The organism is Capnocytophaga sp. ARDL2, assembly GCF_041530365.1.
GTDB lineage: Bacteria > Bacteroidota > Bacteroidia > Flavobacteriales > Flavobacteriaceae > Flavobacterium.
This window is the reverse complement of sequence record NZ_CP168034.1, coordinates 1,038,694-1,052,382: the sequence shown is the minus strand read 5'-3', so window position 1 is coordinate 1,052,382 and position 13,689 is coordinate 1,038,694. Positions and strand designations below refer to the sequence as shown.

15 protein-coding genes are annotated in these 13,689 nt (G+C 32.9%); 4 read left to right on the top strand and 11 right to left on the bottom strand.

Annotated features, from left to right (window positions below; all coding sequences use genetic code 11):
• Nucleotides 1-238: 238 nt before the first annotated feature.
• Complete coding sequence (locus AB4865_RS05220) at nucleotides 239-607, top strand: hypothetical protein (protein WP_372474667.1); 369 nt, start codon at nucleotides 239-241, stop codon at nucleotides 605-607.
• A 179-nt stretch (nucleotides 608-786) separates the two neighbouring features.
• Here the strand turns inward: AB4865_RS05220 and AB4865_RS05215 are convergent, their stop codons facing one another.
• From AB4865_RS05215 to AB4865_RS05165, 11 genes are all read right to left on the bottom strand, one after another.
• Nucleotides 787-1,248 carry a Crp/Fnr family transcriptional regulator gene (locus AB4865_RS05215; protein ID WP_372474666.1) on the bottom strand — a complete coding sequence of 154 codons (462 nt, stop codon included), beginning with the start codon at nucleotides 1,246-1,248 and terminating at the stop codon, nucleotides 787-789.
• A gap of 128 nt (nucleotides 1,249-1,376) precedes the next feature.
• Entirely contained in the window at nucleotides 1,377-1,904 is a 528-nt protein-coding gene (locus AB4865_RS05210; protein WP_372474665.1) for a YceI family protein, read from the bottom strand.
• A gap of 168 nt (nucleotides 1,905-2,072) precedes the next feature.
• Complete coding sequence (locus tag AB4865_RS05205; RefSeq protein WP_372474664.1) at nucleotides 2,073-2,642, bottom strand: DinB family protein; 570 nt, start codon at nucleotides 2,640-2,642, stop codon at nucleotides 2,073-2,075.
• A 34-nt stretch (nucleotides 2,643-2,676) separates the two neighbouring features.
• Nucleotides 2,677-3,219 carry a Crp/Fnr family transcriptional regulator gene (locus AB4865_RS05200; protein ID WP_372474663.1) on the bottom strand — a complete coding sequence of 181 codons (543 nt, stop codon included), beginning with the start codon at nucleotides 3,217-3,219 and terminating at the stop codon, nucleotides 2,677-2,679.
• A gap of 225 nt (nucleotides 3,220-3,444) precedes the next feature.
• A complete protein-coding gene (locus AB4865_RS05195) occupies nucleotides 3,445-4,359 on the bottom strand; it encodes a hypothetical protein (protein WP_372474662.1) in 915 nt (304 codons plus the stop codon).
• 6 nt (nucleotides 4,360-4,365) lie between these two features.
• Entirely contained in the window at nucleotides 4,366-5,370 is a 1,005-nt protein-coding gene (locus tag AB4865_RS05190; RefSeq protein ID WP_372474661.1) for a DUF3696 domain-containing protein, read from the bottom strand.
• A complete protein-coding gene (locus tag AB4865_RS05185) occupies nucleotides 5,364-6,593 on the bottom strand; it encodes a DUF262 domain-containing protein (RefSeq protein ID WP_372474660.1) in 1,230 nt (409 codons plus the stop codon). Before AB4865_RS05185 ends, AB4865_RS05190 begins: the two co-directional genes overlap by 7 nt.
• 319 nt (nucleotides 6,594-6,912) lie before the next feature.
• A complete protein-coding gene (locus AB4865_RS05180; RefSeq protein WP_372474659.1) occupies nucleotides 6,913-9,369 on the bottom strand; it encodes a M1 family aminopeptidase in 2,457 nt (818 codons plus the stop codon).
• Nucleotides 9,370-9,665: 296 nt separating this feature from the next.
• Complete coding sequence (locus AB4865_RS05175) at nucleotides 9,666-10,226, bottom strand: hypothetical protein (protein ID WP_041999124.1); 561 nt, start codon at nucleotides 10,224-10,226, stop codon at nucleotides 9,666-9,668.
• 1 nt (nucleotide 10,227) lies between these two features.
• Nucleotides 10,228-10,887: a cysteine hydrolase gene (locus tag AB4865_RS05170; RefSeq protein ID WP_372474658.1), complete on the bottom strand. Its 660-nt coding sequence runs from the start codon at nucleotides 10,885-10,887 to the stop codon at nucleotides 10,228-10,230.
• Between the two features lie 16 nt (nucleotides 10,888-10,903).
• On the bottom strand, nucleotides 10,904-11,257 hold the full coding sequence (locus tag AB4865_RS05165; protein ID WP_372474657.1) for a hypothetical protein: 354 nt from the start codon (nucleotides 11,255-11,257) through the stop codon (nucleotides 10,904-10,906).
• A gap of 258 nt (nucleotides 11,258-11,515) precedes the next feature.
• Between AB4865_RS05165 and AB4865_RS05160 the strand changes: the two genes are divergently transcribed.
• From AB4865_RS05160 to AB4865_RS05150, 3 genes are all read left to right on the top strand, one after another.
• A complete protein-coding gene (locus AB4865_RS05160; protein ID WP_372474656.1) occupies nucleotides 11,516-11,821 on the top strand; it encodes a MerR family transcriptional regulator in 306 nt (101 codons plus the stop codon).
• Between the two features lie 84 nt (nucleotides 11,822-11,905).
• Nucleotides 11,906-12,493 carry a DUF262 domain-containing protein gene (locus AB4865_RS05155; RefSeq protein WP_372474655.1) on the top strand — a complete coding sequence of 196 codons (588 nt, stop codon included), beginning with the start codon at nucleotides 11,906-11,908 and terminating at the stop codon, nucleotides 12,491-12,493.
• 64 nt (nucleotides 12,494-12,557) lie between these two features.
• A complete protein-coding gene (locus AB4865_RS05150) occupies nucleotides 12,558-13,679 on the top strand; it encodes an HNH endonuclease family protein (protein ID WP_372474654.1) in 1,122 nt (373 codons plus the stop codon).
• Nucleotides 13,680-13,689 lie beyond the last annotated feature (10 nt).

Here is a 13,689-nt window from a genome sequence, read left to right as displayed (position 1 = left end):
TAGGAAGCAAAGATACAAATTAGACTAAGGAAAAAGTATTATCATACAAAAAAATAAAAATTGATTATAGAAATTTTTAAAATATTCATTTTTTTAGCGTTTAAACTATAAATTTATTTCGTCTTTTATTTCATTTTCACTATTTCAAAGCATCCAAAATATCATTTTATTTCTTATGTTAGATTATTTGGCATAATAATTGTAAGGCAATGGCTCAATATACATTACAATTAAAAAAATGAAGAAATTTGTATCACATTTGATGATTGCTACAATGGTCATAGGCACATTGGCAAGTTGTGGAAGAGATGATGATTATTCCAAATCAACAGAACCTAAAAAGGAATCTATCACTCCATTAAAAAAATTCACTCTTGAAAAAACAGAAATTACTATAAAAAGAGGAAAAACCGATAGAATTAAAATTATTTCTGGAAATGGAGATTATGATTATACTCAAAACCTTCAAATCGCAATAATAAACCTTAGCAAAGACAAAGAATATTTAGAAATTACAGCTCTTAAAGAAGGCGGAAGAGCCTCCACTTATATTACTGATACCAAGAGTGGAAAAAGTATTAACATTATCGTTAATACAACCAACTAGAATAATAAAAAAACTCCATTTTGTATGGAGTTTTTTTATGTTTTTAATTTATTTTTCGGATTATGATTTCTATTTCTTAGCCTGTTTAGCTCTGATACGGCTCAGCGTTTCGGGGGTTACACCCAAAAAAGAAGCGATAGAGTACTGTGGAACGCACTGCACCAATTTGGCATATTTTTTTAAAAATCGTTCGTAGCGTTCTTGGCCGAAAGTGCTAATACAGAATAAATTCGTTCCTGATAGTTTTGTAAATGTCGTTCTAAAAGTATACGATAAGCACGCTCCAATTGTGGAATATCTTTGAGTAGTTGCTGTTTTTTGTTGTAGGAAATAGTATAAACCTCGCTATCTTCCAAAGCTTCTACAAACATTTTACTGGGAGTATGATTGTTAAAACTGTCAAAATCACCAATCCACCAATGCTCTATAGCAAAAGAAAGAATAATTTCATTGCCTTGAAAGTCGATATAATAATTTTTAAGACAGCCCTGTTTTACAAAAAATTCAGATTCACAAATCACTCCCAAACGCAAGGCAAAATCTCCTTTGGAGAAGGATTTCAGTTCAAAGCTCTTATCTATCAAGTTTTTTTCCTCTGTGGAGAGTTGCACCAACTTTGAAAAATATTCACTAACCATCATTATCTATCAATTTTGGAGGTAAAGATAATACAAATTTGGTTAGAAATTTTCTATTGAAACAAAATCAGAGCTTTTACAATCATTGTAAAAGCCCTGAAGATTAGTTAGTGATTGAGTTTTACTTATTTTTAGTTTTGTTTTGCAAATTGCAATTCACCTTCGATTCTCACTTCATCACTTACCAAAACACCTCCTGTTTCTAAAGCAGCATTCCAGTTGAGTCCGAAATCTTTTCTGTTGATTTTTCCTTTTACAGAGAAACCTAACTTTTCATTTCCCCAAGGGTCTTTGCTCACTCCTCCAAAATCTACTGCCAAAGTTACTTCTTTGGTAACATCTTTTATAGTGAGGTTTCCTACCAAAGTGAACTCATCGTCTGATTTTTTGGTAAGAGAAATCCCCTCAAATTTCATTTCTGGGAAGTTTTCCACATCGAAGAAATCAGCACTACGCAAGTGGTTGTCTCTATCCTCGTTGTTGGTGAAAATAGAAGTAGTTTTTACCTGTGTATTTACTTTTGAAGTTGCGAAATCTTCGCCAAGAATTTCCACTGAAAAGTCTTTGAAACTTCCTTTTACGTTAGAAATCATAAGGTGTTTTACCTTGAAATTCAATTCACTGTGAGCGGTGTCTAATGACCATTTTACTGTTGACATATCTTCTTTATTTTTAAATTCAGGGCAAAGGTAGGCGGTTTTTTACTTCCCGTCATTGATGTAAGTCAAGAACGAATTAATATTGCTAATGAAAAATTATTCATTTATGAAAAATAGCACCCTGAGAGAATCCTTTTATGATACTTATATTACAACAACCTTCTTTGATTATTTATCCTCGGTTTCAAGAGTTTTTTTATTTGCATCCAAAATATCCCACACCTGCTTCATATGTCGCTGATTGTGATAAACTACAAATTGCAAGGTATCTCCCAAACGAAGTCTGATGAATGGAACGATGCTGATATTGGTCTTGCATTTAGCCAAATCCACAGTGTGAGCTTTTTGTAGTAAATCAAGGAGTTGGTTTTGCTGACGGATAAAAACTTGCAAACAATTCTTTGTAAGCCTACGCCCTTTGGGATTCATTTTAGTGGCGGTTTTCATTTTGTTGAGCCGAGGTTTGGGCTGAATAAGTTTCACAAAATAATTGCCTAAAAATCCGCTTTTGAACAGATTACGGTTGCTTTCATCAGCTTTTGCTATACACGAAGCTATTTCGGGCAGATAAAAATTTCCGTACAAATTCAGGTGTTCGATACATTCCAAAATACTCCAACTATCATCACTGGGGCTATTGCTGAGTTCTATTTCGGATTTTAGTAGCAGTGCTTCTGCAAAGGTTTTATTTTCCAGCGTTATTTGGGTAAGCGTGTCTAACAATTGTTTTCTGTCCATCTTTTTTGGGGCAAAGGTCAGCAAAATGGAGGTGCTAAATCTTGATTGGCGTCAATGTTTTTTTGAGTCTGGAAAGCGTCTCTTCGGTCATTCCCAAATACACGGCGATGTGCCTGTGCGGAATTTGCTGAAAAAGTTGGGGGTTGCGTTTCAAAATTCGCTGGTAGCGTTCTCTGGGCGAGGGTAAGAGCAAATCTTGTTCGCGTTCCAATTGGTCAACAAGTAGTTTTTCTAAAATTTTGGTATAAATCCACAAGTTTTCAGAAGATTTTTGTGCAAATGCCATAAAATCCGACTTAGAAACCACCGCCAAACGACACTTTTTGATTGCCTGAATATACAATTTGGATTTCTGTTCTGTGATAAAAGAATCCAATGCCGTGATTACATCATTCTCGTACCCGAACCTTAGTATTTTGTCTTCATTTTCGGTAAAAAATCCGATTTTTAAACTCCCCTCTTTCACAAGATAAATATGCGTGTCTTTCGTATCAGGCGTTTTTAAAAACGCTCCTCTTTGGATAACGATTTCCTTTCCCAAGGAAAAGTTTTCCGTAAAAATCGTATGGAGATTCATTTTTGATTAGCTATTTTTTTGCAAAGGTATCAAGTTTTGAATGGTTTTGGAATTTTAAATTTAATATTAGCAAATGTAATTTTTTAGATTAAAGAAAGTGTGTAAAAACAACAAAATATATGAGAAAAAAGAGAGAGTAAAAGCTCTCTCTTTTCAAAAAATATTTATTTGACAATAAATTAAAATAATGAACAAACTATCATAGAGAGTAAACAATAATTCAATCTAATGCGTTTTAATTAGAGATTTTATTATAGATAAAGCTGTTCTAATATCTTTGCTTTGAGTGTTTTTAGCTGGTTTTCTAGTAATAGATGCTAAATATATATTTTCATTATTTTCATAAAAATATATTCTTATACATACAGGTTTAAAAATTCTCAATTCATACACCTTTATATTGTTTTCTTTTTGAGGAGTAACATCCTTAATCAATTGTCCATCAGCAGAAAAAGGAGTAGGTAAATCTCGTGTTTTAGCTATTTCAAAATTATCATAAATGCAATTCTGTATTTCAACTGATAAATGTTCATATTCCTTTTTAAAAAGTCTTTCATCGAAGATAGGTGCCCCGAATAGTGTTAATAATTTATTGAACCCTTGTTTTGATTGACCAATTTTATTGCTAATTTGTTGTAGATTATATTTTGTATTAGCTTGTTCTCCAAAAAGGTTATCAATAAGGGCTATTGATTCTTTATTATTTTTTTCTAATATTCCTAATTGATTTTTCTTTAAATCATTGTGAACGCCCAAAGAGAATAAAAAACCACTATACAAGCTAATTATTTTATGACTAAAAGCATTATATTCACAATTATCAACAGATAAAATATAGTTATTATCAATTAACGAATCTATATTATCAATTTCGAAAAAATCTTCAGTAGGATATTTATTCAATAAACTAAAAGCATATCTTTTTTCTTCTCTATCTAATGAATCAACCAAATCGTACAAACTATTTTTTTTATTAATTTCAACATCACTGATAACTTTGTCGGTAAGAATCCCAAAAACTACATCTGGATGTTTTTCAGCTATGTTTTTATAATGTTTTAGTGTATCAGAAAAACACTGTTTCAATAAATTAAAACCAATATTCTTACTAAAACATTCATTGAATGAATAATAAATCATTTTATGTTAGATTAATTTTGAAGAGTTTATTTCAAATTGGTCAAAAAAACCTTGTGACCATTCGTCAATTCTTCCTTTCTTGCTAATTATGGGAGAAATAATTGTAGAATTATTTTTTTCATTAAGTTCGAGCCAATGTAATTTCACTTTTTCATTAAATCCTTCCATTTCTTTACAAGCTATTCTAACACTATCAAAGATATGGTCGCTATGAGTTTCTACAATTATCTGATTTCCGTTATTCGCACATAAAGACATTAGTTTTGCTAATTCAACTTGTCCTCTAGGATGTAAATGAGCCTCTGGATTTTCAATTATTATTAAAGAGTTCTTTATTACAGAACCGATTAACAGAGTTGCGATAACGCTTAGAGAATAACTTAATCCAAATCCAACATTAGTAGATCTATATCCATTAAACAGTGCATACGAAGTATCACTTTTCTTATCTATATTGTAATCAAATTTTATATTCGGAGAAATAATATTTAACCAAGTTCTAATATTGAATAATACGGTATTCCCCTCAGATTCATCTCGAATTAAAGAATTGTCAATTATTTCATCTTTGTAAAAATCAATAAACTGAATAAGATTTTCGCCATTTTTACCAATTTTATTTTTTCTTACAGAATTATTATATATAGGCAAATTTATAGATGGACCAAATCTGTTTGCTGAGATATAAATAATTTCAGGAAAAATAAGTTTATCGTTAGGAATTAAACATTTATCATCATCACAAAATTCAATGGTATTTTCAGCATCATCAATTCGGATATCAAATTTTATATTTTCTTCTTGATATGGGTTTTTCAAATCTCTCATTGAGCCGTGATTTTCCAAAAGCACATTATCTTTTTCATAATATGCTTTTTCTAACATCAGTAGAGCCTGAATTATCGAACTTTTTCCTGAGCTATTTAATCCAGTCAATAAGGTTAAATTTCCAAATTCAATGTAGTTTTCTAATAATGATTTAAAACCAGAAATGTTTATACTTTTTACCATTTTATATGTTTATTTACAAGTTCATTAATCCTTTCATATCTAGTTTTAACACTACTCGACTTCTGACTGTCTCTTGATATAACAATAATAAAATTATTATCATTTAATAATTCAATATAGTCATTCATAAATCCTTTCCTATTAGATAATAATTTTTCATATTCATATTCATTTAAGTTAGAAAGAGTATTACACCAAACCTCAAAAAGTCCCTTATTTATAGGAGTTCTTTGTTTATTATTATAGCTTTTTCTAAATGAATGTTTTCCAAAAAGTTTGAAAGACCTTATCATTGCCGTATTAAACTTGTTTTTTAAATCATTCAAATTATGATTTATCTCATTTGATTCTACAGATTCTTTAAATTTGATATCCGCTTTGCTTAAAGGTCGCTTGTTGTTATATACATTTATTATTCTCATTGTATCAGATAAAAATTCATCCATATCATTATTTTTAGGATAGGAATCATAGCTTCTGACCATAAAAGCCAAAGCTCTTAGTATAATTTCTCTATCCATCATTCTTCCTGATTTGATAGAATTATCTGTAGCTTTTAGAAATTCATTGCTTTTAGATAAATCTAATAAGAATTCTGTACTTGCTCCGATGTATAAAGCGTGTCTTATTTCTTGAGAAGTTAAGGGTTCTCCACCTGTATTAATTCTTTTAAATATATTTCTTTTCACCTCTTCTGGTGTACCAGGATTAATGATTGTAAAAGTAAACTCAGTCTCTAAAATTCTATTGTAAATATGAATAGGTAAAGACTTAAAATTAGAACCATTGAATTTCTCTCCCCAAAATTCTAAATTTTTTAATCTAAATCCATTTCCCTTTTCTTCTAGCTTCAAAGTATCCAAATATTCTTTCCCCAATACAAAATCTCTGATAGTACTCAACCGTTGTAGTCCATCTACTACATAAAATACATTATTTTCATCTGCAGAAACATAAAACATAGGTAATGGAATTTTCAAAATAAGAGATTCTATAAGCCTTGATTTTTTATCTTCATTCCACACCTCATTTCTTTGAAAATCTGGATTTAAAATCAATGTCTTTTGTTCCAGTCGTCTCAAACAAGCCTCCATTGTAAAAGTTTTAGTGTCAATGGATATTTTTTCAGGATCAAATGGCTGAATTTCTTCAATTTCTCCACTTTCAACGCCGTCAGATGAATCAAATTCGTCTACTTTCTGTTTTATTGTATCTTGTACCATTTTTAGTGTATTAATAATAAGTTAAAAATAACTAATAAAAGTATTTTTATTAGTTGAACCACATTGAAATATTTTGTTAGCAAAAGTACAAATTTCCTCTATCAAATCCACATTCATTCAGAAATGGAAAAATTTATTCCCTAAAAATTAAATTTACTAACCAATGGAATTTAACAATTGTAATTAAGTTATTCTTTCTTAAACCAATTAATATACACAACACCTCAAAACTTGATGTTGCTCCATTGAATCATTTTACTTGGTTTAAAGTTGCTTTAAACCCGTTTCAAAATCCCTTTAATACAAGGAATTTTGCCAATCAAAACAAGGCTTTTACTTCTTCCAATAGCTGTATCTGTTGTTGTACGGAGGCGGTTGGGGGGAGTTTTCGTTTGGCGGCGATGCCCTCGTCCAGAACTTTGATGGTGGCTTTGTTGGCTTCTGAACCTTTATCGGAATACGGAGCCGCCGCTCTGAAAGATTTGGCAATGATTTCTACCAAAGCCCTATCGTCTAAGCTCATTGCCCATAAGTAGCCCTTGCGGAAAATTTCAGCTTGTTTCGGGTTGTCCTTTTCTATGAACGGATAATAAATAATGTACGGAAGCACTTTCGGTAAATATTTCTCCATTTTGTTGTCCACGATTACGGAAAATACCCAAACCAATTGGTCTGAAGTGAAATTTTCGGGAGCGGATTTTAATAAGAAGTTTTTAGCTCGTGTAGCGTCTATTTTGCCGATGCCGTTGAGTGCTGCATTTTGTATGGCTGCCGAATGTACGCCCAAAGCGTTTTCGAAAACAGGTAAATATTTTCGGTTTTGGGTCGCTGCCAAAGTCCACATTGCTGCCGATTTTACCAAATTTTTAGGGTCGGTTTTGGCAATTTTTTCTATCTCGGCAAATTCTTTTTTGCTTAATTTCTGACCTGCCAAAGCATTCAAGGCTTTAATTCGAACTTGATAGAAAGGGTCTTTTATCGCTTTCATTAGCAATGGATTATCCTGATTTTCTTCCGCAAATTCTACTGCTTGCCATCTGCTTTTGAAATCTTTGGCGTGTTGGTACTGATAGGCGTATTCAGCAGGGGTTTTGTACGATGCTTCCACCCAAATAAGAACACCTCTCGGATTGACATTCACCAAATTAGGGTTTTTCTTCGCCGAGAAATAAAATTCGTTTTCCTTTTGAGCTTTTACCCAAACTTGGTGTCGGTGGTAAGTTCCGTTTTCATAAATATCCACTTCCAAAGGAAACTCAAAAAGCACATCTTCTTCCTGATTTTGAATAATTTTCAAATGAATTTTTTGCGTTTTTGCATCGTAATTTTTTTCCACAGCTACGAAGGGATGCCCGTGAGAGAAAAACCACTGATTGAAAAACCAATTGAGGTCTTTTCCACTGACTTTTTCAAAGGAAAGTCTTAGCTGATGGGCTTCTCCTGTGCCGAATTCATAAGTTTTCAAAAAATCTGTAATCCCTTGAAAAAAAGCCTCATCGCCCAAATAATCACGAAGCATATGCAAAATTGCACCGCCTTTGTTGTACGATACCAAATCGAACATATCGTCCTTGTCGTTGTAGCCAAAACGCACCAAATTTTTCAGAAAATCCGTTGAGCGGTGGCGGTATTGTCCCACTTTATTGTTGAGGTGATAGTCGGCGGCATCTTTTCCGTATTTGTATTCGTACCACAGATACTCGGAATAATTGGCAAAAGATTCATTGATGGTAAGGTTTGCCCAACTTTCGGTGGTTACCAAATCGCCAAACCAATGATGCCCCATTTCGTGAGCGATAATGGCTTCCCAATAGTTTTCGTCTGCCAAAACTTCGCTCGGCTGATGAGCAGACTCGGCGTGGCTTACCGCTGTGGTATTTTCCATTGCCCCCGCCACAAAATCGCGAACTACCATTTGTGCGTATTTCTGCCAAGGGAAATCATATCCGAATTTTTTAGAGTAAAACTCCATCATTTCCGCTGTATGCCCAAAGATTTTTTTTGCCACCGATTCGTATTCTTTTTCCACATAATAATCCACGGGAATAGTGCCTCGCCACGGGGTGTCTTTCACTACGGCGAAATCGCCCACACCCATAAAGAAGAGATACGGAGCGTGAGGTTTATCCATTACCCAATGGTCTGTGCGTAGGTGATTGGCTTCTTTTACGGAAGATTTTAAAATCCCGTTGGACAGGGTTACGAATTTATCGGGAACAGTCATATAAATTTCCTGCGTGGTTTTTTGGTTGGGCTTATCGATAGTGGGAAACCAGCACGATGAAGATTCGGTTTCGCCCTGCGTCCAAATTTGGGTAGGCACATCAGGAATTTCTCCTTTCGGATTGATGAAATACAAGCCTTTGGCATCACTTCTTGCCCCCTCTTTTTCAATGACTTTTTCAGGCTGTGCCGTATAGCGAATGTACACGGTGTAGTTTTCGTTTTTCTGATAGATTTTATCCAATTTTATTTTCAGAAAATCCTTTTCATAGGCATATTTTAGCGGTTGGTCATTGAGTTTTACCTCGTGGATGAGCATTGATTTGGCATCTAAAATTAGGCTATCGGTGGCATAAAAATAAGGCGAAGCCGTGAGCCATTCCTCACCATTTAGGGTTTGATTCTCAAAGTTAAAGCCTACTTTCAGTTTGGTGTGTTGGAGTTTGGTTTTCATTTCGGGAGTTGCTCGGTGAAGAGTTCTCCCCGAAGTATCGGTTTGGGCGTAAAGGCAAGTCCCTCCCCATAAAGCAATAGCAAAAAGTATGTATTTCATATTATTCTTTTTTGGTGCAAAAATACAAGGTTTTTTGAAGTGGGATACGATTTTTGGATTTAAAATTACTGAGATAAGAGTCTTCGAGTTCGCTCAGACTGACAGGAAATTTTTCTTGTTGAGCAGGGAAGAAGTGTTTGTACCTATTATAGTTATGCTAAATCTTAAAAATATTTGGTTTTGTGTGAATTGTTTAAAAAGAAAAACGCTCCTTGGTAAGGGTGTTTTGTGTATCTTTTGGTTATGGCTATATCCTGTCTCTATCGTTTCTCTATCTCTTTTGTAGTTTGAAAAATTTATAGCTGGACTTCTTTTTCAGTTAGATTGTCAGGGTTATCAGTAGCACGGACGATAATTTTATCGCCTGAAAGATTAGGATTGTTGACCGTTGCGGTGTAAATCCATTCCAAGCCATTGTCAATAGCATTTCCTTTTTCGACTAATGTTCCTTCGGAATTTTGAATTTCAACGGTTACTGCTTTTACTGCAAAATCATCATAGGCCTTGATTTTGATAAGGTCGCCCACTTGCCCTGTATATGCTGAAAGGTCAATTTGTTCAATTTTTGGGGCGTTCATCAGGTCGGCAACAGCGATGTTATAGCTATTTAAGCCTTCTTTTTTGGCGGCTGCCTCATCATACATTTGTTTGGTAGTAGGGTTTTGCAATGCTCCTTTGGCGTAAATGACCGCTTTTTGGAATTTTTGATGATGCTCTTTTTGTTTGTCTGAAAATTCTGCTTTGCGTTTGGGAGCTTTGGAAACAATGGTTTTCCCGTTTCGTTGGGAGAAGACTAAAATATCTCCCACTTTTCCACTTAAGCCGTGGGTTACGATGTTGTTCTTTGACTGTGCCATTTTATTTTTTTTGATTGATGAATTCTTTTGTTGTAAGGTGTTCTCCGAAATGGTGAACAATTTCATTGAGGACATACTCTTGTTGCATCTTGTTAAAAGCCGAAGTAGCATCGGAAATTATAAAAGTATTGTAACTCTTTTCGTGAGCATCACGCAGGGTGCTTTCTACACAAACTTGAGTGGCGTACCCCACCAAATAGACATTCTCTATATTATTATTTCGTAGATAAATATCTAAATTAGAACCTGTAAAACCACTGGCTCCCACTCTGCCTGTTACTATAAATTCGCCCTCAATAGGCTTTACGCTTTCGTAAAATTGCGAACCAAAACCTTCTTTTAGAAATGTTCCTGCTTTGGGAATGGCTTTTCTAAGTCCGCTTTTTCCGTTGGCAAGTTCGGGATAGCCTTTATCGAATCGCAATCCGCAATGAATAAGAGGAATATTATTTTTTCGGGCGAAATCAACTATTTTTTCAATGTTTTGAATGGATTTTAGCATCATTGTTTCATCTTGAATCAATAATTTACGGAGTTTCCCGTCTTTATGCATCCATTCGTTTTGAGTTTCGATAAGTACGATGGCTGATTTTCCCTGTACTTGGGCTTGTAACAAATTTACCATTAGAAAAATCATTAGTGTTAAAGTTATTCTTTTCATTTTCAATTGTTTTTAATTATTTTTCAATTCTCCAATTATCGTGTAACCATTTTTCGGTAATGCATTTTTGCTTGTGATTGTCCCAAAATATATCGCGTTCAAAAGTAATAATAGTGCCATCTGAACCAACGATTACCCAAGCGTAGTCATTGTGTGAAGGACGAAAACATTTGTATTTCATTCCATTGATTGACAATGATTTCCCATTTACAATGATTTCTTCATTATGCGGTTCTATCCAAAGATTTTCCACCGAATGAAATTGATATTCTTTGGGGATTTCAATGCTTTTTTGAAAGGCCTCCAAATACGGTTTAGCCTGTTCCAAACTGATTTTCTGTGCGTTTGCTTGATTAAAAAATGTGCTCATAATCGTCAAAATTAAAATTAGATACTTCATTTTCTTATGGTATTAAATTGTTTAAAAATAACCTCAATTGTAAATTATTTATAAATACAAAATAAGTGCTTTATTTTTAAATAAACAACAATTATTAAAAATTATTTACAATTTTGTTTTATTAAATCTTATATATCAATAATTTAAGTATTTTTGTAAAATAATAAATTTGTAAAATACTTTCAAACAAAGTACATTTGCAACATCTTATGTTAAGAATTTCTACAAATGAAAGAGAATAAAGACCTTGGTTTTGATTACGATTTTTTAGAAAAATTGGTGGTAGGCATCGGTGAAGTATCACAAATTACAGGTATTCCTACCCGACAAATCCGCTATTGGGAAGATAAAGGCATCATCAAAAGTCTGACCGAAGAGGAGGGTAAAAACCGCCGCTATGATTACAAAAACATCAAAAAAATGCTCCTCATCAAGGAACTTTTAGACGAAGGCTACACTCTTGATGCCTCGGCTGAAAAAGTTAAAAAACGAATGGAAATGATTAGCGAAACTTTCGGGAAGTTGAGGAAATAAAATAGAAAACACAATAAAAATCTATATATCAATAGATTGTTATACACATATAAATATTGTATTAAAATTCAATTTATAAACTAAATGAATCAAGAACACAAAATAATTAGCAGAAGATTTAAAGATATTTTTAACACAAATGTAAGGTATGAAATCCCTTTCTTTCAAAGAGGATATGCTTGGGAGAAAAAACAATGGGATAAACTTTGGAGTGATATTTATGAAGAAATAATTCCTGCGTTAGATGACAACAATTTTGAAAATGAAGAACATTTTTTTGGACCTGTTGTGGTATTAGAAAAAGCCAATGCTCCCCATCCGAATTTGAAGCGATATTTAATTATTGATGGTCAGCAAAGAATTACAACTGTTTATTTACTTTTAGGATTAATAAAAAAATCTCTTAATAACTTGTCTCCTCTATCATCAGAGGCTCAAAGTTATTGTGCTGAAATAGATCAACTACTTTCTAATAATATAACAGATATTGACGATTACCTAAAATTAAAGGTTTTCAGTAGCAAGGGAGATCGTTATCCTACTTATAAGACAATTTTCCAAGAAAACCCCAATAGCCCATTCCTGCTTGAAGATCAAAAATTATATTTTCCTGACACCAATAGAATAGATCAATTTGTGAAATTTTACAACAAAAAAAACAAAAAATTTTAGTGTTCAAGAACTTTGGCAGCTTTATCAGATTATTATCAATTCATTGACTATTGTTTGGATTCCATTGGACGAAAAAAAAGACGATGCACAAGCTATTTTTGAGAGTCTAAATGATGCAGGAATGCCACTAACAGCATCCGAACTTTTGTGCAATTATATCTTTAAACCTATATTAAACGACTCGAACAATGAACACGAAAGATTACATAATAACCACTGGTTAGAGTCAAGAAAAAAAGTTGGTGAAGGCAATTTTGAAGATTATTTAATTAATCTTTTTTCCATTGGAGAGAAAAAGAGAATTGGTCAAGGGAGGAGAATGTATGTGCATTTCAAAAATCGAAATAAAAAAATATCTAAGGAAAAAGCCATTTCAACTTTAAACGATATTTTAGAAAATGTTACTTATTATAATAACATTAAACAACCTTTAAAATTCCCGCATTCAAACAATACTGTAAAGGATTTGTTATACAAAATTTCACAAACTAATATGACTTCTATAACACCGTTTTTAATGAGTGTTCTGAAAAGTTTTTCTCTGAACAACCTTACTGAGAAAGATACATTGGAATTATTAGAAGCTACTTATGTCCTTTTAGTAAGAAGTAAAATAGCCAATAGGCGTGTGACTAAATTTGATACTTTTTTTCCTTCGTTGCTCAATGAGGTAATTAACGAGCCAAATAAAGCTCGGGCAATTGAAACAAGATTTCAACAAGAAGGGCTATGGGTTTCTAATCAAGAGTTCGAAGATTCGTTTTTAACAAAAGAATTATATAATCAAAGAGAACTGAACTTTACAAGGCATATTTTGCAAGAAATTGATAAATCGTGTCAGAATTATAACGAATATCCAGATTACTCTACAATCAATACAATAGAGCATATTTTACCCCAAACATTAAATCAACATTGGAAGGATTATTTAGGGAATGATGCTGAAATTCCTACCTTAAAAACAGTTATTAACACAGTAGGAAATTTGCTACTCAATAGTGGTTCTGCAAATAGTACATTTGGTCAGAAACCATTTGAGGAAAAAAGAAAATTATATACTGATGTTTCGGCTTTATCCAGAGAATTGAAAGAACAAAAAATTGATATTTGGAATATTGATGAAATAAATAAGCGTTCAAAGAAACTTGCTCAATACGCTTTATCAGTTTGGAAATGGAAGAATTAAATCGATAATT

What these genes read in the sequence shown, in the direction of transcription:
- AB4865_RS05220 (WP_372474667.1), top strand. Translation starts at nt 239, where the DNA reads ATGAAGAAATTTGTATCACATTTGATGATTGCTACAATGGTCATAGGC.
- AB4865_RS05215 (WP_372474666.1), bottom strand. Translation starts at nt 1,248, where the DNA reads ATGATGGTTAGTGAATATTTTTCAAAGTTGGTGCAACTCTCCACAGAG.
- AB4865_RS05210 (WP_372474665.1), bottom strand. Translation starts at nt 1,904, where the DNA reads ATGTCAACAGTAAAATGGTCATTAGACACCGCTCACAGTGAATTGAAT.
- AB4865_RS05205 (WP_372474664.1), bottom strand. Translation starts at nt 2,642, where the DNA reads ATGGACAGAAAACAATTGTTAGACACGCTTACCCAAATAACGCTGGAA.
- AB4865_RS05200 (WP_372474663.1), bottom strand. Translation starts at nt 3,219, where the DNA reads ATGAATCTCCATACGATTTTTACGGAAAACTTTTCCTTGGGAAAGGAA.
- AB4865_RS05195 (WP_372474662.1), bottom strand. Translation starts at nt 4,359, where the DNA reads ATGATTTATTATTCATTCAATGAATGTTTTAGTAAGAATATTGGTTTT.
- AB4865_RS05190 (WP_372474661.1), bottom strand. Translation starts at nt 5,370, where the DNA reads ATGGTAAAAAGTATAAACATTTCTGGTTTTAAATCATTATTAGAAAAC.
- AB4865_RS05185 (WP_372474660.1), bottom strand. Translation starts at nt 6,593, where the DNA reads ATGGTACAAGATACAATAAAACAGAAAGTAGACGAATTTGATTCATCT.
- AB4865_RS05180 (WP_372474659.1), bottom strand. Translation starts at nt 9,369, where the DNA reads ATGAAATACATACTTTTTGCTATTGCTTTATGGGGAGGGACTTGCCTT.
- AB4865_RS05175 (WP_041999124.1), bottom strand. Translation starts at nt 10,226, where the DNA reads ATGGCACAGTCAAAGAACAACATCGTAACCCACGGCTTAAGTGGAAAA.
- AB4865_RS05170 (WP_372474658.1), bottom strand. Translation starts at nt 10,887, where the DNA reads ATGAAAAGAATAACTTTAACACTAATGATTTTTCTAATGGTAAATTTG.
- AB4865_RS05165 (WP_372474657.1), bottom strand. Translation starts at nt 11,257, where the DNA reads ATGAGCACATTTTTTAATCAAGCAAACGCACAGAAAATCAGTTTGGAA.
- AB4865_RS05160 (WP_372474656.1), top strand. Translation starts at nt 11,516, where the DNA reads ATGAAAGAGAATAAAGACCTTGGTTTTGATTACGATTTTTTAGAAAAA.
- AB4865_RS05155 (WP_372474655.1), top strand. Translation starts at nt 11,906, where the DNA reads ATGAATCAAGAACACAAAATAATTAGCAGAAGATTTAAAGATATTTTT.